General features: G+C 67.8%; 20 protein-coding genes. 13 read left to right on the top strand and 7 right to left on the bottom strand.

Translation table 11 applies throughout. From position 1 onward, the window contains the following. Positions 1-54: 54 nt before the first annotated feature. Positions 55-948, bottom strand: coding sequence for a CPBP family intramembrane glutamic endopeptidase (locus tag HG543_RS34895; RefSeq protein ID WP_343073517.1), 894 nt, complete (start codon positions 946-948; stop codon positions 55-57). A 1485-nt stretch (positions 949-2433) separates the two neighbouring features. Between HG543_RS34895 and HG543_RS34890 the strand changes: the two genes are divergently transcribed. From HG543_RS34890 to HG543_RS56535, 7 genes are all read left to right on the top strand, one after another. Further along, positions 2434-8703 carry an RHS repeat-associated core domain-containing protein gene (locus HG543_RS34890; RefSeq protein ID WP_169349240.1) on the top strand — a complete coding sequence of 2090 codons (6270 nt, stop codon included), beginning with the start codon at positions 2434-2436 and terminating at the stop codon, positions 8701-8703. A 1140-nt stretch (positions 8704-9843) separates the two neighbouring features. Further along, entirely contained in the window at positions 9844-10098 is a 255-nt protein-coding gene (locus tag HG543_RS57055) for an HNH endonuclease (RefSeq protein ID WP_169349239.1), read from the top strand. After that, positions 10095-10526, top strand: a complete 432-nt coding sequence (locus HG543_RS57050) for a DUF4265 domain-containing protein (protein ID WP_169349238.1) — start codon at positions 10095-10097, stop codon at positions 10524-10526. Before HG543_RS57055 ends, HG543_RS57050 begins: the two co-directional genes overlap by 4 nt. Positions 10527-10887: 361 nt before the next feature. Further along, positions 10888-11325 carry a DUF4275 family protein gene (locus HG543_RS34875; RefSeq protein WP_169349237.1) on the top strand — a complete coding sequence of 146 codons (438 nt, stop codon included), beginning with the start codon at positions 10888-10890 and terminating at the stop codon, positions 11323-11325. Positions 11326-11355: 30 nt separating this feature from the next. Beyond that, positions 11356-11688 (top strand): hypothetical protein, encoded by a 333-nt coding sequence (locus HG543_RS34870; RefSeq protein ID WP_169349236.1) that lies wholly within the window; start codon positions 11356-11358, stop codon positions 11686-11688. Positions 11689-11780: 92 nt separating this feature from the next. Further along, complete coding sequence (locus HG543_RS34865; RefSeq protein ID WP_169349235.1) at positions 11781-12233, top strand: GNAT family N-acetyltransferase; 453 nt, start codon at positions 11781-11783, stop codon at positions 12231-12233. Between the two features lie 61 nt (positions 12234-12294). Continuing rightward, positions 12295-12519, top strand: a complete 225-nt coding sequence (locus tag HG543_RS56535) for an Imm21 family immunity protein (protein WP_343073516.1) — start codon at positions 12295-12297, stop codon at positions 12517-12519. Positions 12520-12585: 66 nt separating this feature from the next. Here the strand turns inward: HG543_RS56535 and HG543_RS34855 are convergent, their stop codons facing one another. The 3 genes from HG543_RS34855 to HG543_RS34845 all read right to left on the bottom strand — a co-directional run bounded on the left by HG543_RS34855 (position 12586) and on the right by HG543_RS34845 (position 14188). Further along, positions 12586-12936: a DUF6086 family protein gene (locus HG543_RS34855; protein ID WP_169349234.1), complete on the bottom strand. Its 351-nt coding sequence runs from the start codon at positions 12934-12936 to the stop codon at positions 12586-12588. Positions 12937-12957: 21 nt separating this feature from the next. Then, on the bottom strand, positions 12958-13458 hold the full coding sequence (locus HG543_RS34850) for a GNAT family N-acetyltransferase (RefSeq protein WP_169349233.1): 501 nt from the start codon (positions 13456-13458) through the stop codon (positions 12958-12960). A gap of 271 nt (positions 13459-13729) precedes the next feature. Next, positions 13730-14188 carry an AgmX/PglI C-terminal domain-containing protein gene (locus tag HG543_RS34845; RefSeq protein WP_169349232.1) on the bottom strand — a complete coding sequence of 153 codons (459 nt, stop codon included), beginning with the start codon at positions 14186-14188 and terminating at the stop codon, positions 13730-13732. Between the two features lie 116 nt (positions 14189-14304). On the opposite strand from HG543_RS34845, the gene HG543_RS34840 reads away from it, so the two are divergent. Next, positions 14305-15138, top strand: a complete 834-nt coding sequence (locus HG543_RS34840; RefSeq protein ID WP_169349231.1) for a 3'(2'),5'-bisphosphate nucleotidase CysQ family protein — start codon at positions 14305-14307, stop codon at positions 15136-15138. Between the two features lie 84 nt (positions 15139-15222). On the opposite strand, the gene mug is transcribed toward HG543_RS34840, so the two are convergent. Beyond that, positions 15223-15723 (bottom strand): G/U mismatch-specific DNA glycosylase, encoded by a 501-nt coding sequence (gene mug / locus HG543_RS34835; protein ID WP_169349243.1) that lies wholly within the window; start codon positions 15721-15723, stop codon positions 15223-15225. A 225-nt stretch (positions 15724-15948) separates the two neighbouring features. Here mug and HG543_RS34830 point away from each other — a divergent pair, with 225 nt between their 5' ends. Both HG543_RS34830 and HG543_RS34825 read left to right on the top strand, forming a co-directional pair. Next, positions 15949-16896 (top strand): 1-phosphofructokinase family hexose kinase, encoded by a 948-nt coding sequence (locus HG543_RS34830; RefSeq protein ID WP_169349230.1) that lies wholly within the window; start codon positions 15949-15951, stop codon positions 16894-16896. 162 nt (positions 16897-17058) lie between these two features. Further along, positions 17059-18327, top strand: coding sequence for a glycosyltransferase 87 family protein (locus tag HG543_RS34825; RefSeq protein WP_343073515.1), 1269 nt, complete (start codon positions 17059-17061; stop codon positions 18325-18327). Positions 18328-18334: 7 nt separating this feature from the next. Here HG543_RS34825 and HG543_RS34820 read toward each other — a convergent pair whose 3' ends face one another. Then, on the bottom strand, positions 18335-19624 hold the full coding sequence (locus tag HG543_RS34820) for a metal-dependent hydrolase family protein (RefSeq protein WP_169349229.1): 1290 nt from the start codon (positions 19622-19624) through the stop codon (positions 18335-18337). A 116-nt stretch (positions 19625-19740) separates the two neighbouring features. Between HG543_RS34820 and HG543_RS34815 the strand changes: the two genes are divergently transcribed. After that, complete coding sequence (locus tag HG543_RS34815) at positions 19741-20049, top strand: hypothetical protein (RefSeq protein ID WP_169349228.1); 309 nt, start codon at positions 19741-19743, stop codon at positions 20047-20049. A 13-nt stretch (positions 20050-20062) separates the two neighbouring features. Here HG543_RS34815 and HG543_RS34810 read toward each other — a convergent pair whose 3' ends face one another. Beyond that, a complete protein-coding gene (locus tag HG543_RS34810) occupies positions 20063-20437 on the bottom strand; it encodes a DUF423 domain-containing protein (protein ID WP_169349227.1) in 375 nt (124 codons plus the stop codon). Positions 20438-20532: 95 nt separating this feature from the next. On the opposite strand from HG543_RS34810, the gene HG543_RS34805 reads away from it, so the two are divergent. After that, the gene (locus HG543_RS34805) at positions 20533-21180 is read left to right on the top strand and encodes an SET domain-containing protein (protein ID WP_169349226.1); all 648 of its coding nucleotides are present in this window, start codon (positions 20533-20535) and stop codon (positions 21178-21180) included. A gap of 171 nt (positions 21181-21351) precedes the next feature. Further along, positions 21352-21689 (top strand): hypothetical protein (locus tag HG543_RS34800; RefSeq protein ID WP_211194366.1); only part of this gene is annotated, 338 nt, incomplete at its 3' end.

Raw genomic sequence — 21689 nt, 5'->3', positions numbered from 1 at the left:
GGCGGGGACTGGGGCGGAGGCTTCGACGACAACATCCTCTGACGCGGCCACCGCTCACGGGGTCGGCAGCTTGTCCAGGAAGCCCGAGCGGGCCAGCAACAGCATGAGCGCGTAGCTCACGGTGTTGAAGGTCGCGTGGGCGATGATGAGCGGGAGCAGCCGTCCCCGGTAGAGGAGGACGAAGCCGAACCAGACTCCGAGCGCGAAGGTCTGGAAGACGGCGATGACGCCCTCGTAGAAGTGACCCACGGCGAAGAGGACGCCACCGGCCAGCACCGCGGGCACCCAGCGGCCGAGCACCACGCGCAGCCGGGGGACGAGGAAGGCGCGGAAGACGAACTCCTCGAAGCCCGTCACCACCAGCATGATGGCGGCGAACGCGGGTACGCTCAGGTTCGTCTCCAGGAGCGCCTTGGCCACGTCCTTGCGAGCCATCAATTCGGCGCCCGTCAGCTTCAAGGCCATGGCGAGGAGCCCCAACGGCACCGCCACGCCGATGTGCACGACATATGTGCCGGCGATGACGGCGAGGCTGACGAGGAGCTCCCGGGGCCAGCCCTCGCGAACCACGCCCACCTGCGCGGGGCCCTGACCGTCGCGCCAGAGCAGCACCGCCACCAGCAGGCACATGCCGAGCGCGCGGATGGACAGGGGTGTCATCGACAGGGAGAGGCCCTCTGGCTTCTCCGCGCCAGCGAGCTCCCAGACGCCCGCGCACGCTCCGACCAGGGCCACGATGAGCGCCAGGATGGCGGCCCAGTCCTCCTTCCGGGGGCGCAGCAGGAACAGGCCCGCGCCCAGGAGTGCGACGCCCACCGCGACCACCGCCCACCGTCCCAGCCCGCCCACCACCGAGGGCGCGAAGACGGCGAGGAACACGAAGGCCACTTCCTGAAGTGCCCGCCGCCGGGGAGGGGCCTTCTCCAGCAGCACGTCGGCGTTGAACACGGGTAGGAGCCTCCAGGGGCGCAGGGGCGGGGTTCGCGGGCACACTACCGCTTTGCCACGCGGGGTGTTGCTCCATCGGGCGCTCTTCTCTCCGTGCTGGTTGGCGTGTCCATGCCTCCCGGAGCCATGCGGCAGCGGGGATGTCGGTTGCGCGTACGGCATGGCGCGAATTGATGTGCCAGGTGGGATTCGCAAGGGAAACGTCAGAGATGCCTGACAAATCCGTTGGGCTGTGCTCTATATGCGCCCCGAATTTCCGTATATTGAATTGCAGAAGCCTCTGAGGTTCAGAAGTTTCGTTGTCGTAGAGGGGGAAGTTTTACATATGCATGTTGGTTCCTTGCGTCCCACCCGGTTGGGGAGGGTGGGGCTATTTCTGTTGTGTTTGCTGGCGGCGAGTCCGGTCCAGGCAGTCTCGGAGCCGTGCACCCCTTCAGCCGAGCAGTGCAATGGCCTGGACGATGACTGTGACGGCCGGTTCGACGAGGACGGCGTCTGTCGCTCGGACTCGCTGTCCTGTCAGTGTCAGCCTTTGACGTGTGCGGAGCTGGGGCTCAACTGCGGGCAGGTGCCGAATGGCTGCGGAGGGACGCTCGACTGCGGAACCTGCCCGGCGGGACAGTCCTGTGGCGCGGGTGGAGCGCCCAATGTCTGCGGCCAGGGTGACGGCTGTGTTCCGGTGGCACGAGACACCGCGTGTGTGGGCCGCAACTGCGGCCCCGCCACGGATGGGTGTGGAAACACGTACGACTGCGGCCTCTGCACCGGCTACGACTCCTGTGGAGGGGGCGGGACGCCCGGTATGTGTGGCTGCACTCCGCTGCCGCAGATGGCCGTGTGCAATGAAAAGAATTGCGGCACGGTGTCCAATGGATGCGGTGGCACGGTCAACTGTGGAGCCTGCGCCAATCCCCAGACGTGTGGCGGCGGTGGAACGGCGAACATGTGCGGGTGCACGCCGATGACGCGGGCGGCCGCGTGCAACGGGAAGAACTGCGGGACGGTGTCCGACGGCTGCCATGGCACATACGACTGCGGCAGCTGCACCAACCCCCAGACGTGTGGCGGCGGTGGGACGGCCAACGTGTGCGGGTGCACGCCGATGACTCAAGCGGCCGCATGCAATGGGAAGAACTGCGGCACGGTGTCCGACGGCTGCCAGGGCACGTACAACTGCGGCAGCTGCACCAGTCCTCAGTGGTGCGGTGGTGGTGGCAGGGCCAACGTGTGTGGTTGCACTCCGATGACCCGGGCTCAGGCGTGCGGGGGACGGACTTGCGGCAGCGTGTCCAACGGATGCAGTGGCCAGATCAGTTGTGGCACGTGCTCGTCAGAGTATCCCTGCAAGCAGGGCTACTGTGGAGGCCCTCCTGACCTCACGGAGGGCTCGGACGAGGCGTCCGGGCAGTTCTCGCGATGAGCGCCCGTGGTGATGGCGGAGTTCGAATCCAGTCTGGAAGTCAGGCTCTCGGGGGAGGGCGTAACGTGAAGAGGCTTCTGTTCATCCTGTGCGGCGTGGCGCTGGCCGCTGGCTCCTGCGGTCCGACGGCCGAGGGGCCTGAGACCGCGCGGCAGCCGCTGGGCCGCAACGAGGGCCGTGCGGTTGACGCGCCCGCGGACACCGTCCTGCCGACGGAGAAGGGCAGCGATGGCTTCGTGGCGGGGTTGACCACGGGGCAGTCCGGTGTGAGCCCGGACGGCGCGGCGACGTATTCGCTCCCGTTGTGGCTGCCCGCGGGGCGCGCCGGTGTTCAGCCGGAGCTGTCGCTGAACTATCAGAGCACCGGAGCCAATGGGCCCCTCGGGCTCGGGTGGGGCATCTCCGCCGCCTCACAGATTTCCCGCTGCGGCCTGACGCCCGCGAGGGATGGGAAGGTGGAGCCCGTCACCTTCACGTCGGCGGATGCCTTCTGCCTGGATGGCCAGCGCCTGGTGGCCGTCCAGGGGGCCCATGGCGCCTCCAACACCGAGTATCGCACGGAGGTGGAGAGCTTCTCGAAGGTGGTCTCCCTGGACGCGGATGCCAACGGGCCGCGCCAGTTCCGCGTCTACCAGAAGAACGGCCGCATCCTGACGTATGGCCTGCTCCACAACTCGACCTTTTCGGGGCAGCGGGTCCGCGTCGCGCCGCTGTACGACGAGCAATTCGAGACCACGCTGGACGGCCGGGAGAACCGGCTGGGCTGGTCACTGGCCAAGGTGGAGGACCGCAGCGGCAACTCCATCACCTTCCACTACACGGTCCACCAGGACACGCCGGACTCGGGTTACGAGCAGACGCTGGACCGCATCGAATACACCGCGTCCTCGGTGGGAGCTGGAATGCCCGCCACGCGCTTCATCGACTTCGAATACGTCGCGCGGCCCGACAGGTTCGTGGGCCATATCGCCGGCTTCAAGATGTTGCTCGGGCGGCGACTGAAGGAGATTCGCGTCAGGGCGCCCAATCCCATCGCGGTGGGCCTCGTTCGCTCCTATCGGCTCGGCTATGTGGAGGACTCGCTCAGCGGCCTCAGCCTGCTGGAGTCCTTCCAGGAGTGCGACGGCGCCGGCGCCTGTGTCCGCCCCATCACCTTCGAATGGACGAAGGGAATGACGGACTTCCAAGCGGTGGATACGGGCCTCACGGACCTGACCCAGGGAGCGGACTATCAATCACGATTCTGGCTCCTCAACCCCGTGGACCTGCAGGGGGATGGGGTGGATGACCTGGTCTACCGCAAGCCTGATGGCGACACCGGGTACTACAAGTGGACCATGCGGTTCATGTCCGCGTCGGGCCAGATTTTCACTGAGGTCACCGCAGGCCTTCCGCGGCTGTGCTGGGACGCGCTGGCGGGTCACGATGGCCGCTGGGCGGACATCAACCTGGATGGTCGTATCGATGTCAGCCTTCTGGAATGGGATGGCTGCTCGGCCAGTCCCCCGAACTCTCTGAAGCACTTCCGGAACTCCGGCTACCTGTTCATGCCCAATGGTGACGAGGGGCGGACCGGCAACTTCTGGTACGCGGACCTGCAGGGTGATGGGTACCCTGAGTTGGTCGCGGTCATCCGGCAGGCGGATGGCCGGATGCAGCTCAGCTACCGTCCCAACGTGGGTGGCAGCCTGCAAGCCGCGCAGGCCATCAACGTCTCCGACCTGAACGACAACGCGCAGATGGCGGTCAACCTGGACGGCAACAGCAAGTCCAGTGTGCTCATCGTCGAGAAGCGGAACTACCCGGGGCTGCCCGGGAGCTATGAGACGGTGGGGAAGCGTTACTGGGAGGTGACCTGGCGCGACGGTGCCTTCCAGAAGCAGGAGACGACGCTCGTCCGCACGGACGTCTCACAGAAGCAATACATCTTCGCCGACATCACCGGAGATGGACTGCCGGATGCGCTGAGGGCCGCGACGACAGGCGGCGACATCCAGGTGCTCGTCAACACCGGCAATGGCTTCGCCGCACCGTACCTGGTGAGCCTGCCGACGGCGGCGAAGCTGGGGTCCTTCACGAAGGACAATGGTATCCGCGTATTCGACTACAACGGGGACGGGCGGCAGGACCTGCTGTTGATGGACGATAGGAGCGGCACCCGTTCCGGGCTGGTGGTGCTCCAGTCGGATGGCACGGGCTTCGTTCCCCGGTCGCTTCCGCTTCCCCTGGGGCAGGCGACGGCGCGAGGCTACAAGCTCTCCCAGGTTCTCGATGTGAACGGCGATGGGCTGACAGACCTGGCCCAGGTCGTCGATGGCTCACTGCGCCTGTACAAGCGCATGGGGCAGGCCTCGGGGCTGCTGGAGCGTATTACGGACTCGCTCGGGGCGCAGGTCCAGTTCACCTACAAGCCCATGGTGGACCCGGCCGTCTACACGCCTGGCACCACGTGCTCCTATCCGCAGCGTTGCCTGCGCGGGGGACGGTGGTTGGTATCCACGCACCGCTCGGATGCCGGCGTGGGGCATTCCCAGCGGGTTCGTGAGTACACCTACGAGGATGGACGCGTGGACGTGCAGGGGCGTGGCTGGCTGGGCTTCGCCGCCACGACGGTCAGTGAATCGGCGGCGGGCACCACGCTGCGCACCGAGTTCGACAACCACACGCGGGTGGGGACGCACTACCCGTACATTCGCAAGGCGCTCAAGGAAGTGGCGACGGTCACCCTGGGGGGGCGTCTCCATCTGCAGACACGGTCCGTCGTCTATGAGACCCGCCTCCGCGCGGGAGTGGCCGGGGGCAGCGTTCTCACCGTTCTGCCGGACACGGCGACGGAGGAGGTCTACGACCGGCTGCTGTCGGAGCCCGCGAACGTGGGGCTGCTGAGGAGGGTGGATATCGAGTGGGAGCATGACTGGGCCTACGGCAACCCCACCTTGCAGCGGGAGACGCTCGGCACGGAGGTGAAGACCCGGACGGTGCAGTACCAGAATGACGCGCTGACCTGGCTCATCGGGCTGCCCCGCCTGGAAAGTCAGACGAGCACCGTCGACGGTGTCTCCGTCACGCGAACCCGGGAACGTACCTGGAAGCCGGGGACGGCGCTGATGGCGACGGAGACCGTGGAGCCGGGGGATGCGCTGCTGGAGGTGGTGACCACGTACCTGCGGGACCCGGATGGCCTCGTTCATCAAATCATCCGCACCGGTGCGGGGCTGCCGCCCCGGACGAGCGACATCACCTATGACACCGTGGACCGCACCTGGCCGGCGGTGATGTCCAACGGGCTCGGCCATTCGGTCAGCCTCGCGCACCACGGGGGCTTCGGCGTCATTGCCGTGCAAGTGGACGAGAATGGTCTCACCACCCGCAACCAATACGACGGCTTCGGGCGACTGCGGAGCGTGGATGTCCCGGGCCTGGGGGACACCACCCTCAGCTACACCGCTTGCCCGGTCGGCTCCGCGTGCTCGCTCGCGGTGACGCGCCGTCAGCGCATCTCGGCGGCGGTGGATGGCGTGCAGGAAGTGGTGTCCACGCTGGACCGGCTCGGACGCCCGGAGAGCGTCAGGAAGCGGGGGTTCGGCGGAGAGGCGGTCGTCAGCACCAATGAATATGACCCTCTGGGCCGGCTGAGTATGCAGTGGTTGCCTTCACCCACGGGCCAGGGGCAGGTGGCGACCTTCTTCGACTACGACAACCTGGGCCGGTCCACTGGGACGGTCTATCCGGATGGCACGAGTCAGACCTGGCAGTACGAGGGGAACAAGCGCACCGCCTGGGATGAGAAGCAGAACGTGGTGGTGAGCTGGATGGACGCCCATGGGCGCGTCAAGAGCACCGAGGACGTGCTGGGCAGCCGCCGTGTGGTGTCGACCTATACCTATGGCCCGTTCGGACTGCTCGAATCGGTGACCAACGGCTACGGCCAGGGGCCCCGGTACCGCTATGACCGGCTCGGCCGGCAGACCCGGCGCGAGGACCCGGACTCCGGAACCACCATCACCCAGTACAACCCTTTTGGCGAGGTCGCCTACGAGACGGACGGCAACGGTGACACGACGGTTTACGAGCGAGATTTGCTCGGCCGCGTCGTGACCCGGACGAACCGGATGGGCATCGCCCGCTTCACATGGGACAAGCCCACGCCCGCGGTCGGGAAGATTGGAATGCTGCTGAGTCATTCCCAGGAGGGTGACCCCAGCACGAGCCTCGACGACATCACCGTGGTCTACACCTACGATGCGCTCAGTCGGCCCGAGAGCGAGACCTGGAACGTGGAGGGTGAGGCGTCCACCGTCTCCCGGACGTTCGATGACTACGGCCTGCTGCGCCGACTGACGTACCCGGGGGTGGGGGCACAGCAGCTCGCTGTGCAATACCAGTACAAGCCCTGGGGTGCGTTGGAGTCCGTGCAGGACCTGTCCAACGGGACCTTCTACTGGCGGGCCCAGGGGCGCAACGGATTGGGGCAGCTGACGTCCGAGGCCTTCGGCAACGGCGTGGTGAGCCAGCGCCGGTACGACCCACGCGGGCGGTCCCTGTTCATCGACACGAAGCTGGGCGCGCAGCCGCGGCAGGCATTGGCCTACGAGTACGAGGCCAACGGCAACCTGCGCAGCCGGCATGACCGCCTGGGCCGGACCACCGAGGACTTCACCTACGACACGCTCGACCGGTTGAAGAGCTGGACGTCGTTCCAGAACTGCGGCTCCACCGCCGTGGACTACGGCTACGACGACCTGGGCAACCTGCTGGGGCGCACGGTGCGCTACGGGGTGGGAGAGAGCCTCTCCTACTTCTACGAGGGCACGGGGGGCGCGGGGCCGCACGCGGTGTCCCGCTCGTCACTGGGCTCCTATACCTATGACGCCAATGGCAACCAGCTCACGGCGCCTGGGCGCACGGTGGAGTACACGCCCTTCAACCTGCCCTCACGCATCAGCGAAGGCTCCCGGAGCCTGACGTTCCGTTACGACGCCCTGAACGGTAGGACGGTGAAGCGGTCGTCGAGTGGCGACGTGACGGTGTACATCGGCGGGCTCTACGAGGTGCGTCGCACGACGTCTGGCGCGGCGGTGCATGCCTTCAACATCCTGGGAGCAGAGGGGCCGGCGGCCCAGGTTTCCTGGGCCGTGGACGCAGGGGGGCAGGTAACGGCGCGGAAGGTCCTCTACCTGCATTCGGACCACCTGGGCTCGGTCGAGACCGTCACCGACGAGGCGGGCGCCGTCTTCGAGCGCATGCGGTACGAGCCCTTTGGTGGACGGCGGCACCCGCAGGCCCTGGGCAGTCCGCAAACGCGTGGCGGTGGCGTCCGGGTGCGACAGGGCTTCACGGGACACGAGCACGACGAGGAGGTGGGTCTCATCAACATGCAGGGTCGGATGTACGACCCGAGGTTGGGGCGCTTCCTCAGCCCGGACCCACTCATGGTGGGGCCCCGGGTGAGCCAGATGCTCAACCGCTACAGCTACGTGCTCAACAACCCGCTGCGCTACACGGACCCCACGGGCTTCGAAACCAATGAACTACCCGTCATCGTCTACGACAGTTGGTATGGCGGCTATGCGACTCCAGGCGGCACGTTTGGCAGTATAACTGTCAGCAATGGCGGAATGTGCCGAACGTGGGAAGGGGGTGGGTCCTGTCATGAGACCATGGAAGTCCAGGGCAGATGGATGATGTCCCCTGAGTTCGCATCCTTCGTTACAAGGGCCTTTGACTCGGGTCGGGACGCCTACCTGAATGTCCAAAGAGACATTAACAATGGTGTTGTAGGGCTCGCTTCCAAGTTCAGATCGAGCTGGGAATCCGCGGGAGCGTGGAGCGCAGCGGTGATGGCAGCAATCCTCTTCTACGGGAGCGATGAATGCGACTGCCCCATGCAGCACACACTGTCCCTGGCCGGGCAGAGTCCCTCCCAGTTCAACTTGGCCGTTGCGGCCTTCATGGACGCATCCGATGCACATAATGGCAGGTTTCTGAAGCCCAACTCCGGGGGCGCAAAGGGACGAATCCGGGACGAGCGGGGCCGCTTTGTCTCCGACCCGACCAATCCGCCGTCGCCCAACACGTTTACCGACGCGCAACGCCGACAAGCTTGGAGGCAGCTTGCTGATGATCCAAAGTCGGGCCTGACCGCAGCGGAGCGAGTTCAGATCAGGGAGCGAGGCTATCGAGGTCCCCAACGCGTCAATGAGCACGGCGAGTTGGAGACGATGGAACTTTCACACGAACCCATTCCTCTTAGAGAGGGCGGTACGAAGGTGGTGCCCCGATGGCCCGCTGATCACGTCGCAGTAGACCCTCACAGACACCTCAAAAAGCGATAGGACAATGAGCAGGGATAAAAAGATGAAGGATTACGGGGCGGACGGGATCGACATACAGACCGCCATGCTCCGTCACGTCAAGGCGCACCCCGACAGGACGACCCGACCGAAGTATATCATGTGGAACGGTCGTCCCGTGTGGACGAGCTACGATCTCGCTGTTCCCCATGAGGGCCGGTTTCGACTCGAATTCCTGTCTGAGTCTCGAGTTCCTTCGCAGGGCGTCGACGTGAAGGCAGAGGGAGGTCAAATCTGTCTTTCCGGCGGCGAGCGGGTGCAAACCCTGCGGACGTGGCATGATCCACGCTTCGAAGATGTTGTCGCGTATCCGTACAAGTCCGAAGCTGGTCTGCTGAGAGTTTGGAATGTCTACCAGCGCTTTTGGCCTGACGGGAGCGTCACAGTGGAGAACTGGACCGGCAATGCTGGGCTTCTCGTCGAACAAGAGGGCGGGACTCATTGGCGGTTTCGATGCAGCGACGGACCGTCAGAGCCCCCCAACTTCGACCAACTCGTGTTTCGACTCTCACTCCTCCATGACTGAGCCCGCCCGCCCGTCTAGACCTTGAGCCCGCCCGCGATCTTCCTCCGGCTTCGTGCCTGCAGCCGGGGGGCTGTACGCATCCAAGTCCACCTTCCCGCCGGGGCCTGCCCGCGGCCTTGCCGCTGCGCGTGCTGCCGGATGGCCTTCACCTGGGAGAGGCCGGCGCGCACGCGGTCGCGGACTGGAGCTAGTCGGTGAGGGCGGTGAGCATGGCATGGGCCGGAGCGGCTTGTAGTCGAGGTAGTGCCTGCGTGCCTGATGGCGGAGGCGCTGCACGGCCGTGCTGACGCGCTGGTGCACCGTGGAGATCGCCACCTGCTGGTGCTTGGCGATGGTCTTCAGATCGGCGTCGTGGGCTCGCAGGACGGTGATGCGGGTGGGTGCCGAGGCCGAGGTGGCTGCGCAGACTGCGGGCGAACTGAGGGCGTCGGAGGCGACTTGAAGGCTTCTCCAGGCGAGATCTGGCGGGAGGCTCAACAGCGTGGTCCCTCGTGGCGCCCAGGCTAGGGAGGATGGTGCCGGTGGCGCGCTCCAGCTCCTGATGCGCTGGGCACCACGTCTCGGAAGGGGGCAGCCAGGTGGATGCATGTCGGGGGATGGACTTCACGCCCGCCGGGAAGCGGGAGATTGACGCAGAGAAGGCCGCCAAGAATGGTGGTGTCAAAAAGTGCGAGACATGTGGCATAGAAGTGGTGCCAGGACAGAAGAGCGAACGAGGAGTCTCACCGCCTTTGAACCAGCCAGAGCGCGAACACCTCATTCCCAAGAGCCAAGGAGGAGGTGGTTCACCGTCGAATGGCCAAGTCCTCTGTCGCGGCTGCAACCTAGGTAAGTCGGACACCATGCCATGAATGCACGTGTGAAGATTCGGTTCCCGTTTACAAACTCTTCGGGCAACATCGAGACCGAGACGATGTGGACTGTGAAGCGAGAAGATGGGTATGCAATAGATAATATCCCATTTTATGCGAAGGAGCTCGCTTTGGGGGATGTTGTTTCTGTAAATAACGCGGCGGACGGTACGTTGTGGCACTCGGAGCTGGTTCGGGCCAGCGGTCACAGTACCATTCGACTCTGGATGGCTAGCGAGAGTGACGTTCCTCGGGTGCGGGGTGAGCTGAAGCGGATGGGATGCGCATCAGAGGTGAGTGACCTCCCTCGGTTGGTGGCGGTAGACATTCCGCCCAATGTCCCCTACGGAAGTGTAAAGGCGTATTTGGATGAAGGGAGGGGGGTAGGGACGTTCGAGTACCAGGAGGCGTGCCTCGGCTTCATGTAGAGGCTCACCCAGAGCAGACAACATGCCCAGCCAGGGAAAGGTCCACGCTTTGGCGTTGAGGGGGACGCAGGACCTTGTGGAGGAGTGATGGCATCTCCTCCGCCCCAGGATTTCTTGAGACACCTCTCTGGGGGATCACCTCCCCCTCGTGAGGTATAAGACTCATATTGCTCAGATTGAGGAGGACGGCTGAGGCCTTCCTTCAGCTTCGGCTCGGAGCGCGGCCACGACCTCCACGTCCACCCCGCGCCTGGCCCTGCCCGCGGCCTTGGCATTGCGAATCCTGCCGGTGGCCTTTACTCGGGCCAGCTCGGCGCGCGCGTGGTCGCGAACTGGAGCTACTGGTCAGCCAGGTGGATGCATGAATGTGATGGACTTCGTCTCGGCCTTGTCCCGCTGCGGTACCTTCACGGAGGTGCCGCGCCGTGAACGTTGGCGTTGGATGCAGGAGTGGCGAGGCGTCTACGCGTCAGCGCTCCATGAGGCCACGGGAGAGTGGAAACACGGGAGGCATGATTGGCACGTGTTCAGCTTTGGTTATACGCATGGCCTGAGCGGCTCCAAGGCACGGCACGCCTATTCACTCGAGCGGCCAGGCTCACTCCTGGTGATTCCGGAGAGTGAGGCACTTCCCGCGGGCAGGCTCGATGCGAACCTGCTGCCGGACCTCTTCTCGCTCAACCAGGACGTCCACGTCTTCCCGCCGGACCTCTCCTGGACGATGTCCTTCACTCACGAAATGTCCGCCGGAATCGGCCCCTACTTCTGCCGACGGGAAACGTCCATGCCTCAAGATTGATGCGTGGGCTCAAGACTTAAAGGAGGAGTGGTGTCATCCGTATTCGAGCTTCTTGAAGAAATCCGAAAACGGCCGGCCATGTATGTGGGCGGGGAGGATTCGCACCGTGTCACGCAGCTGCGGAGCCTGGAACATCTTCTGAATGGATACTCCCTGGCGCTGCACCACCACGGGATTCGTGAGCCAGTCGCGGATTTCAACCGGGAGTTTGGCGCGTTTCTCTCGCGGACGAGAGGCTGGAGCGCATCGGCGGGGCCGGTGGCTGCCATTCGTGAGGCAGCCAAGAGTGACGCGGATGCGTGGGAGTTGTTCTGGACGCTTGTCGATGAGTTCCGCGATGCATGCGAGGCCCGCTCACGGTAAGGACGGGAGCGGTGGCGCTCCAGAGCAGCAGAGACACCGGCGGGGGATGGGGGCTAGAGTCGGCTCGTCACTCGGCTCGCGGAGACCTTTTGATGATCCTGCGCAACGTTACAGATGAAGACCTTCCCATCTTCTTCGAGCACCAACGCGACGCAGTCGCGCTGCGCATGGCTGCATTCCCGTCGCGGGAACGCGATGCCTTCCTGACGCACTGGCGCACGAAGGTTCTCCGCCCCGAGAACGTGACCCGGACCATCGTCGTTGACGGCTCGGCCGCTGGGTACATCGGCAGTTGGGAACAGGACGGCATGCGCCTCGTCGCCTATTGGATGGGTCGCGAGCACTGGGGCAAGGGCATCGCGACACGGGCGCTCTCGGAGTTCCTCGTGCTCGAGCCGATTCGTCCGCTGCATGCGTACGTCGCTGTCCACAACGTCGGGTCGATCCGCGTCCTCGAGAAGTGTGGCTTCCGCACGGTGGCCCAGGAGAACCCGCAGCACGAGGACGGAGTTGCCGAGGTACTCATGATGCTGGGGCCGAAATAAACAAGCCGGGTATGTCCCTTTGAGGTCACTGGAGCACCGCGGTGCGCAGAGTGAGGCTGACGTGTCAGGAACTCGCATCGAATGGACCGAATCCGCGGGAGGTCCTCTCATCGCCATGCCCCGCTCGGTCGCGGCGACCTGGATGGGAATCGAAACCGGGGACTACGACGACGCCTGCGCCGTGGAGGGCTACCTCGAACGTCTCTCTGGAACCCACACTGTGCGGACCTATTTCATCAAGGACGAGGTGAACGACGTGTGCCTGGTCCTCCACCGATTCGGGTAATGACTACCAGGCGCCACCTTTACGCGAGCCAGGCGCTGAGCTGATGACAGCATCCCGCGGTTCTCGCTAGCCGACAATGCGACGACCCTCCGAGACCAGGGTGGCTATCGTGTCGTCGTCGGGGAGACGTGCGCCAAGCTTTACAGCGAGCGCACCCGCGATACTGAAACAGCCCTCCAGGAGGAGATAGGCCCCTGATTCGGCACTGGTCCGGAGCAGGCGCTCAGCAAACGACTGCACGAATGACACGAACTTCTCGTCATTCACCACCACCTCATCCGAGACAACCGCTCCCAGGCCGCTCTCGACATCCAGCAAGCGAGCCACGGACTCCACCTGTTCGCAGAAGAGCCGCCCCGTGACGCTCGCCGGGTTCCACACATCGCGCTTGTTGGGAGTCATGAAGTAGATGCTCATCACTGCCTCCATTCCAGCAAGCTACTTCTCGGACTCTCCGGTGCTGGTGGGCGCCTCGCGCGTCATCTCCACCATGGTGGGGCGCCAGCCCAGCTTCGCGAACATGCGCTGCGCCGGCTCGTTCTTCGCGGCCGTGTGCAGCACCACGCGCGGCACGCCCAGGGCCACGAGGCGCTTCATCAACTCCTCCGCGAGCAGCACGCCCACGCCGGCACGCCGGGCCTTCTCGTCCACCCAGATGTCGTGGAAGCCGCCGCTGCGGTCCAGCAGCGCATTCCAGTCCACGTCCTCCACGCGGCCGTACGCGTAGCCCACCACCTCACCGTCCAGCTCGGCGACGATGACGACGGCGTCCTTCTTCTTCAGCTCACGTCCCAGCCACCAGCGGTAACCGCCCTCCACGTCGTCCGGCAGCATGAACCGCTGTGGGTCGAACTCGTGGTGCAGACGGGCCAGTGCCGCGCCCATGCGCCCCAGGGCGGGCGCATCCGAGGGCTTCGCGGGGCGGACGGTGACGGACATGGGGGCTCCCGTGGGTGAAGGCGCGCCGGATGATTCGCCTGCCGGTGCCCGGCAAGGCAACCTCGGAAACGCCGGAGCCCCACGCTGACCGCGCCCGGCGTGTGGTGCCGGACGTGTCACCCACCGAGGATGCATCCCCCTTTCACGCACCGCACATGACGCTGGCTCCCATTGCAGCCGCGCCGCGGGCGGAGTTCCGGCCCGGTGAGCAGGTCGCGCTCACCTTCCGGGGAGCCCCGGTCGGCCCGTGGCTCCCGGACGGGGCATGACTTCAATCCGAGGTCGGGCGGGGCGCCGATGGACCCGTTGGGGACGGCTCGAAGGTGAACGGGTAGGAGATGACGACCTTGCCATCCCCGGGGCGCGGGAAGGCCCAGGTCTTGACGCGGGTGACCAGGCAGTCCTCCAGCTCGGCGTCCGGGGCGGTGGTCTTCGTGACGGCGGCCTCCGACACCGTTCCATCCGAGACGATGGTGAACTTGACCGTCACCACCCCATGGAGTTCCGGACGGGTCTCGAGCCGCTTCTCATAGCAGCCCCTGATGTCCTCGCGGTTCGCCCGGATGACGTCGCGGACTTCCTGCACGGAGAGGGACGCGGTGGGCTGTTGCTCGGGAGCGGGCTGGGGGGAAGGAGCCTTGTCCACGGTACTGGCACGACGGGAGTCCTGCCCGGAGGCGCAGGCCGCGCTACCCAGGGCGAGCGGAAGGAGCAGCAGGAGGTGTCTCATGGGCGCGCGACTCTCGCATGGCCCGAGACGCGTGTCCCCGCTCAGGCGGGCTGCTGGCGCCGCCGGTGGCAATTCGCCCCACGTGTCTCCGGGTCCCGCGCTAGTGTTCCTCCGACATGGCCTCCTTCGACACCGAGCTCGATACCGCCCGCCGCATTGCCCGCCAGGCAGGCGACATCCTCCTGAAAATCTACGCCACCGACTTCTCCGTCCAGGACAAGGCCGGCGGCATGGGCCCCGTCACCGAGGCCGACGAGCGCGCGAACGAGTTCATCGTCGGTGAGCTGCGCAAGGCCTTCCCCTCCGACGGCGTGGTGGCCGAGGAGTCCGACAACAGCGCCGACGGCAAGCGCTTCGAGCGCTGCTGGTACGTGGACCCGCTCGACGGCACCCAGGAGTTCGTCAACCGCAACGGCGAGTTCGCCATCCACGTGGGGCTCGCCGTCGCCGGCAAGCCCGCGGTGGGCGTCGTCTACCGGCCCGTGGGCAACAAGCTCTACACGGGGGTGGTGGGGCAGGGGGCCTTCCTCGAGGACGACGGCGGGCGCCGGGCGCTGCGCGTCTCGGATGTCGCCGAGCCGTCCGAGCTGCGGCTCGTCGTGTCTCGCTCGCACCGCTCGAAGCTGACGGACGCGGTGGCGAAGCGGCTGGGCATCACCCGCGAGCGCGAGTCCGGCTCCGTGGGCCTCAAGTGCGGCCTGCTCGCCGAGGCCACCGCCGACGTCTACATCCACACCAGCGGCAAGAGCTACCGCTGGGACAACTGCGCGCCCGAGGCGGTGCTGCGCGCGGCGGGCGGCATCCTCACGGACCTCGGCGGCACCCCGTACTCGTACGACGGCGCCGAATTGCAGAACCACCGCGGCCTGCTGGCCTGCAACGCCGCCGCCTTCTCGCGCGTCCAGCCCGTGGTCGCCGAGTTCGCGCGCGAGTCCGGCATCGTCCGCTGAGCCGCGCCTGCTCTGGAGCGCCCGCGTCTGCGCGTGTCGCGCCGGCTCGGGCCCGGCACCGCGCCGCGCTCCCGGTCCGCCCGCTCACCCCAGGTCCACCGCGTGGCGCAGCTCCCCGAAGAGCCGCGCCAGGTCCGCGAGCTGGTAGTGCGCGTTGAGGCCGCTCGGGTTGGGCAGCACCCACAGCCGGGTCGAGCCCATCGTCTCCTCCTGCGGACCCGGCTGGGCCTTGGGCCTTCCGAAGGCGGTGCGGTACGCGCTCACGCCGAGCACGGCGAGAATGCGCGGCCGGTGGCGCCGCACCTTGGCCTCCAGCGACTTCGCGCCCGCGGTCAGCTCCGCGGCGTCCAGCATGTCCGCGGTGGCCGTGGCCCGGTCCACCACGTTGGTGATGCCGTAGCCCAGCGGGAGCAGCTCCGCCTGCTCCGAGGGCTTGAGCAGGCGCGGGGTGATGCCGGCGGCGTGCAGCGTGGGCCAGAAGCGGTTGCCCGGCCGCGCGAAGTGGAAGCCCACCACCACGGAGTAGAGGCTGGGGTTGATGCCGCAGAAGAGGACGCGCAGCCTGGGAGCGATGAGGTCCGGCATGGTGCTGCCGGTGGCGGCGGCCAGCTCCTCGCGCGTGGGCTTGCGGGGCGGTGTCATGGCCCGTGGATATTCGCGGGCCTACCCGTGAAGGCAACTGGAACCGACGTGACGCGCGGGGTGGGGTGTCGTCTTCCAGGCAGGAATACCGCCTGACGCTCGGTTGTCTGGCGGAGCAGGCCCGGGTACGACAGGCCCTTCACGCCGCCGCACTGGAGGACGTTCGAGATGCCGCAAATCGTGACGCTGACGCTCAACCCGGCCATCGACGTGGCCACGTCGGTGCCGGAAGTGACTCCCGAGCACAAGCTGCGCTGTGGCCCCGTGCGCAGGGACCCGGGCGGCGGCGGCATCAACGTGGCGCGCGTGGTGCGCGAGCTGGGCGGCGAGTCCATCGCCGTCTACACGCGCGGTGGCCCCACCGGTCACCTCCTGGAGCACCTGCTGGAGGAGAAGGGCCTGCTGCGCCGCTCCATTCCGGTGGAGGGCTACACGCGCGAGAGCTTCACGGTGGCCGAGGGCCACAGCGCCCGCGAGTACCGCTTCATCCTCCCGGGGCCCACCCTGTCCGAGCGCGAGTGGCAGCGCTGCCTGGACGCGGTGGCCGAGGTGTCCGTGGGCGCCGCCTTCATCGTGGCCAGCGGCAGCCTGGCCCCGGGCGTGCCGGAGGACTTCTATGCCCGCCTGGCCCACCAGGCGAAGCGCCAGGGTGTGCGCGTGGTGGTGGACACCAACGGGCCTCCGCTGCGCGCCGCGCTGGAGGAGGGCGTGTTCCTGGCCAAGCCCAACCGGCGCGAGCTGAGGGACCTCACTGGCATGAAGGTGGAGGACCTGCCCACCCAGGCGGCGGCGGCCCGCGACCTGGTGGCCAGGGGCCGGGCGGAGATTCTCGCCGTGTCCATGGGCGCGGACGGCGCCCTGCTGACGACGCGCGACGGGCAAGTGCGCGCGACGCCGCCGCCGGTGGAGACGCACAGCTCCGTGGGCGCGGGGGACAGCTTCGTGGCCGGGCTGACGCTGGCGCTCGCCCGGGGCCAGTCGCCCGAGGAGGCCCTGCGCTGGGGCATCGCGTCGGGCACCGGCGCGCTCCTGTCCCAGGGCACGGACCTGTGCCACCGCGCCGACGTGGAGCGCCTGTTCCTCCAGGTGCGCCCCGAGCGCCTGTCCCTGACCTGAGTCCCGGGCGGAAGGGAGGGTCCTGAGCGACCGGGCCGCCGGGGGGCGGATGAGGCGCCAGGGACCTGGGCGACTCTCGACTCGGTACCGCCGGACGCGGGGCGGGCGAGGGAGCGCTCCCGATTCGACAAACACGCGCGGCTCCGGACAGAGTGCACGCGCGTGTCTTCCCTTCCTTCCGCGTCTTCGCACCGCCTGGGTCGCTGGCATTGGGTGGCGCTCGTCGTGAGCGTGCTGCCCCTTGCGCTCTATGCCTTTTCATCGCGCGCGGGAGACCTGGGCCTGTACTTCCGCACGGCGCGGGCCTTCCTGGACGGGGCCACTCCCAACCAGGACTTCCGCTTCGAGTACCCGCCCTACGCGCTGCTGTGGTTCGTCCCCGCGGCGTGGCTGGCCGGGACGCAGAAGGCGTTCGTCACCCTCTTCGGCCTGCAGCTCACGCTGTTCGACGCCTTCATCAAGTGGCTGCTGCTGTCGGAGGGCGTGAGGCGCTGGGGCCGCTCGCCGCGCGCCTGGGTGCCGCTGGCGGTGTACTCGGTGGCGAGCTGGGTGCAGAGCATCCACTACGTGAAGCGCTACGACCTCATTCCGGCCGCCTTCGTCCTGGCGGCGCTGGTGGCGCTGTCGCGCCGGCGCGAGCTGCTGGCGGGGCTGGCGCTGGCGGTGGCCGTGGTGACGAAGCTGTACCCGGTGGTGCTGGTGCCGCTGGCGCTGGCGGTGTGCTGGCGGCGGGGTGGGTGGAGCGCGTCGCGGCGGCTGGTGCTGGGGTTGGCGCTGGGCGTGCTGCCCCTGGTGCCGCTGAGCGCGTTCTGGCCCTGGTGGGGCTTCGCGTCCTTCCACGTGGACCGGGGGCTCCAGGTGGAGTCGCTCGGCGCGTCCCTCCTGTGGACCGCGCACCTGCTGGGGTGGGTGCCGGAGGTGGCGTGGGTCCATTCGACGGCCGCGGTGGAGCTGCAGGGCGCGGCGGCGGAGTGGGTGAACCGGGCGTCGCGCTGGGTGTGGGCGGTGGGCTCGCTGACCTCGGCGGCGGTGGGGCTGTGGGCCGTGCGCCACCGCGCGCCCGAGCGCGTGGAGGACCTGGCGCGGCTGGCGCTGGGGCCGCTCACCGCCTTCGTCGTCCTCAACTCCGTGCTCAGCCCGCAGTACCTCGTCTGGCTCGCGGGCGCGGCGGGACTGGCGCTGCTGTCCGGCTCCCGCTGGCCCCCCGCCGCCATCTTCCTGGCCGCGGTCCTGACCCGGAGCATCCACATCGGCGCGACGCACTCGGGCACCGGCCCCGTGTTCACCGGGGTGCTGCTGCTGCGCAACGGCCTGCTATTGGCCGCGGGCTGCTGGCTGGTGCGCGAGGCGTGGCGGAGCGTTGCCCCGTCGCGCACCCGGGTGAAGGCGGGCGCTCCGCCTCCCTGTGCCAGGCTGGCTGGAGGCGGGTGAGGCTTCCTCAACGGCGGTGGAGGGTGCCGCCCTTCATCACCAGCCGCACCTTGCGCAGCGCGGAGATGTCCTGCGTCGGGTCCCCGTCCACCGCGACGAGGTCCGCGAGCCACCCCGCCTTCACCTGCCCGAGCCGGTCCTCCCGGTGCAGCATCCGCGCGTTGCCCGAGGTCGCCGCCTGGAGCACCTGCGCGGGCGTCATCCCGTAGTCCACCATCAGCTCCAGCTCGCGCGCGTTCTCCCCGTGCGCGAAGACGCCCGAGTCCCCGCCCACGCACATGGGGACTCCCGCCGCCAGCGCCGCGCGGAAGCTGGCGCGCTTGGCGGTGATGGACGCCGGCTCCGGGTCCACGCCCTTCTTCCAGCCGCGGTACTGCAACACCGCGTCTCCGGCCGCCAGGGTGGGGCAGAAGAAGACGCCGCGCTGGGCCATCAGCTTGAACACCTCGGGCGTGGCGTCGTCGCCGTGCTCGATGCTCTCCGCGCCCGCCAGCACCGCGCGCCGGATGCCCTCGGGCGTGCTGGCGTGGACCACCACCGGACGGCCGCCGCTCTTCGCCGTGTCGACGATGAGCTTCATCTCCTCCAGGGAGAATGTGGGTCGCGCCTCGCCGTTGGGGCCCCAGCGGTAGTCGCCGTACACCTTTATCCAGTCCGCGCCCCGGCCCATCTGCCCGCGCACCACGCGCACCAGCGAGTCCACCCCGTCGGCCTCCTCGGCACCCTGGGGCACGGCCCACTCGGGCGCGAAGCCCTTGGGGCCGTAGCTGCCCGTGGCCACGATGGCCCGCGTCGTCACCAGCAGCCGGGGCCCGGGGATGAGGCCCTGGTCGATGGCCTGCTTGAGGCCCACGTCCGCGTCACCCGCGCCCTCGGTGCCCAAATCCCTCGCGGTGGTGAAGCCCGCCATCAGCGTGGCGCGCGCATGGTGGGTGGCGCGCACGACGCGCAGCGCGAGCGACTCCTTCAGCACCTGGTCGTTCCAGGACGCCTCGTTGTACGGGTGCAGGAGCAGGTGCGAGTGCCCCTCGATGAGGCCCGGCAGCAGCGTGGTGCCGGCCAGGTCCACCACCTCCGCGCCCGCGGGGGCCTTCACCTGGGCCTCGGGGCCGGCGGCGGCGATGCGCTCGCCCGTGACGAGCACCACCCAGCCCGCATGGGGCTTCGCGGTGACGCCGTCGAACACGCGGGCGGGGCGCAGAAGGTAGGACTTCGGCGCCACGGGCGGAGTCTGGGCGGAGGCGGGGACCGCCGCGAGCAGGACGCAGAGGGCTGCGAACAGGGACAGGACGCGCATGGCCGCGGATGATGGCGCGCGGGCGGGGCGGCGGCCACTGCCCCGTCAGAGGAGCAGGAGGGCAGGCCACGCTCTCCAGGCGAGCGGGGGCCGGGGCGGATTGTTAGATGGAGGCCATGGCTCGCAATGACCGCGTCAATGCGCTGCTGCCCGTCGAGGCCGAGTTCCAGAAGGAGAAGGCCTCCGGACTGCGGCGGTCTGGGGACAAGCTGGAGCAGCTGCTGGCGGAGCTGGCGCGCACCGAGCGCGAGCTGCGGGCGCAGACCGGGGCGGACCGTGTCCGGTCCGTCACCCGCTACCGGGAGCTGCGCAAGGAGGCCGAGTACCAGAAGTGGAGCCTGATGGTGCAGCGCGAGGCGTGTGGCCTGCGCAACCACCGCGACCTGGACCTCGTCTATCCGCTGCCCCCGCCGCTTCGGGAGTGACGGCGGGGAGTCTTCAGCCCGTGGTCCGCCAGGCGGCGAGGGCGAGGAGCACCCAGCCAGCGAGGAAGGACACCCCGCCCAGCGGGGTAATCGCCCCGAGCACGCGCACGCCGGACAGCGCGAGCGCGTAGAGGCTGCCGGAGAACAGGATGATGCCGGCGAACATCGCCCACCCGGCGCCGGACAGGAGCGGGGAGGGGCGGACCAGCCCCAGCAGGCCCACGGCCAGCATCCCCAGCGCGTGGTACATGTGGTAGCGCGCTCCCGTCTCGAAGATGACCTGCAGGTCCTGGGGAAGCCGGGCCTTGAGCGCATGCGCGCCGAAGGCGCCCGCCGCCACGGACAGGAAAGCGTTCACCGCACCGAGGACTAGCAACCAACGCATCATCGAGCGCCTTTCATCGGAAGTCCGACTCGGGCACGCTACACCGCCGCTGACGGAGCGTCCTGGCTCTCGTGAACTCCCGGGCCGCTCCCACCCGAATGACCTCACCCACCTTCATTCCTTCCTCCAAGCCGATTCCCTTCGAGCTGCGCCCGTCCTCCATCCAGGGCACGGGAGCGTTCGCCACGCGCCGCATCCGCAAGGGCTCGCGCATCATCGAGTACATCGGCGAGCGCATCACCCAGGACGAGGCGGACCGCCGCTACGACGACGAGGCGATGGAGCGGCACCACACCTTCCTCTTCAACCTGGACGACAAGGGGGTGCTGGATGCGGGCACCCTCCACAACGAGTCGCGCTACATCAACCACTCGTGTGACCCGAACTGCGAGGCCCTCATCGATAAGGGCCACATCTACATCTACGCCCTGCGCGACATCGAGCCCGGCCAGGAGCTGGTCTACGACTACGCCTACGAGCGCACCGAGGACATGGGCCCGGACGCCGAGTCGCTCTACGTCTGCAAGTGCGGCTCGCCCAAGTGCCGGGGCACCATCCTCGCGCCGCTGAAGAAGGCGCCCGCCGCGAAGAAGGCCACCTCCAAGGCGAAGACGAAGTCGAAGTCCAAGGCCCTGGGCAAGAAGTCGCGCGGCAAGCAGGGCGCGGGGAAGAAGGCGTCGTCTCCGTCCAGCAAGTCGTCCACGCGGACCAAGACGAAGACGGGCGGCCGCAAGCGCGCGAGCTGAGCCGGGCGGCGTGGACGCTCCGCCGCGGGGACGCATGGCTCCGCGGTGGTGCGGGTCGCGGGCGCCCCGCCGTCGGGGCCGGAGGCGTGATGGCGCCCGAGGGGGGCTTGTCAGGCTTCGCGCTCCCGTGGGTACAGTTCGCGCCCATTCCTTGCCGTAGGAGTTCCTGTCATGCGTTCCCAGGTCCTCGCCGTCCTGGCGGTCCTTCCCCTGTCCCTGGCAGCCACGGGCTGCGGGCCCACCCAGGCCCAGTACCGGAGCATCTCGTCCGGCCTGATTGGCTGCGCGCCCGACGACATCCAGATCTCCAACGACAAGGCGGAGATGACCAGCGGCGTCTCCTGGGAGGCGGAGTGCAACGGGCACCGCTACTACTGCAGCGCCGCCGGACAGATCGTCGCCTGCAAGGAGCCCCCCGCCGCCGCCGCGAAGAAGGAGGCCGCTCCGGCCGCCTCCGAGACGGCGGCGTCTCCCGCGCCCTGGGCCTGGGAGGGCATCGCCTTCCGCCG

The organism is Pyxidicoccus fallax (genome assembly GCF_012933655.1).
GTDB lineage: Bacteria > Myxococcota > Myxococcia > Myxococcales > Myxococcaceae > Myxococcus > Myxococcus fallax.
Note: the sequence above shows the minus strand (reverse complement) of the source record. Positions and strands in the feature narration are given on the sequence as shown.

Excerpts from the sequence above, each read along its gene's own strand:
- HG543_RS34850 (WP_169349233.1), bottom strand. The coding sequence starts at position 13,458 with ATGTCCGTCACCGTCCGCCCCGCGAAGCCCTCGGATGCGCCCGCCCTG.
- HG543_RS34855 (WP_169349234.1), bottom strand. The coding sequence starts at position 12,936 with ATGAGCATCTACTTCATGACTCCCAACAAGCGCGATGTGTGGAACCCG.
- HG543_RS34865 (WP_169349235.1), top strand. The coding sequence starts at position 11,781 with ATGATCCTGCGCAACGTTACAGATGAAGACCTTCCCATCTTCTTCGAG.
- HG543_RS57055 (WP_169349239.1), top strand. The coding sequence starts at position 9,844 with ATGGACTTCACGCCCGCCGGGAAGCGGGAGATTGACGCAGAGAAGGCC.
- HG543_RS34875 (WP_169349237.1), top strand. The coding sequence starts at position 10,888 with ATGAATGTGATGGACTTCGTCTCGGCCTTGTCCCGCTGCGGTACCTTC.
- mug (WP_169349243.1), bottom strand. The coding sequence starts at position 15,723 with ATGCCGGACCTCATCGCTCCCAGGCTGCGCGTCCTCTTCTGCGGCATC.
- HG543_RS34805 (WP_169349226.1), top strand. The coding sequence starts at position 20,533 with ATGACCTCACCCACCTTCATTCCTTCCTCCAAGCCGATTCCCTTCGAG.
- HG543_RS34830 (WP_169349230.1), top strand. The coding sequence starts at position 15,949 with ATGCCGCAAATCGTGACGCTGACGCTCAACCCGGCCATCGACGTGGCC.
- HG543_RS57050 (WP_169349238.1), top strand. The coding sequence starts at position 10,095 with ATGAATGCACGTGTGAAGATTCGGTTCCCGTTTACAAACTCTTCGGGC.
- HG543_RS34845 (WP_169349232.1), bottom strand. The coding sequence starts at position 14,188 with ATGAGACACCTCCTGCTGCTCCTTCCGCTCGCCCTGGGTAGCGCGGCC.
- HG543_RS34840 (WP_169349231.1), top strand. The coding sequence starts at position 14,305 with ATGGCCTCCTTCGACACCGAGCTCGATACCGCCCGCCGCATTGCCCGC.
- HG543_RS34815 (WP_169349228.1), top strand. The coding sequence starts at position 19,741 with ATGGCTCGCAATGACCGCGTCAATGCGCTGCTGCCCGTCGAGGCCGAG.
- HG543_RS34820 (WP_169349229.1), bottom strand. The coding sequence starts at position 19,624 with ATGCGCGTCCTGTCCCTGTTCGCAGCCCTCTGCGTCCTGCTCGCGGCG.
- HG543_RS34810 (WP_169349227.1), bottom strand. The coding sequence starts at position 20,437 with ATGATGCGTTGGTTGCTAGTCCTCGGTGCGGTGAACGCTTTCCTGTCC.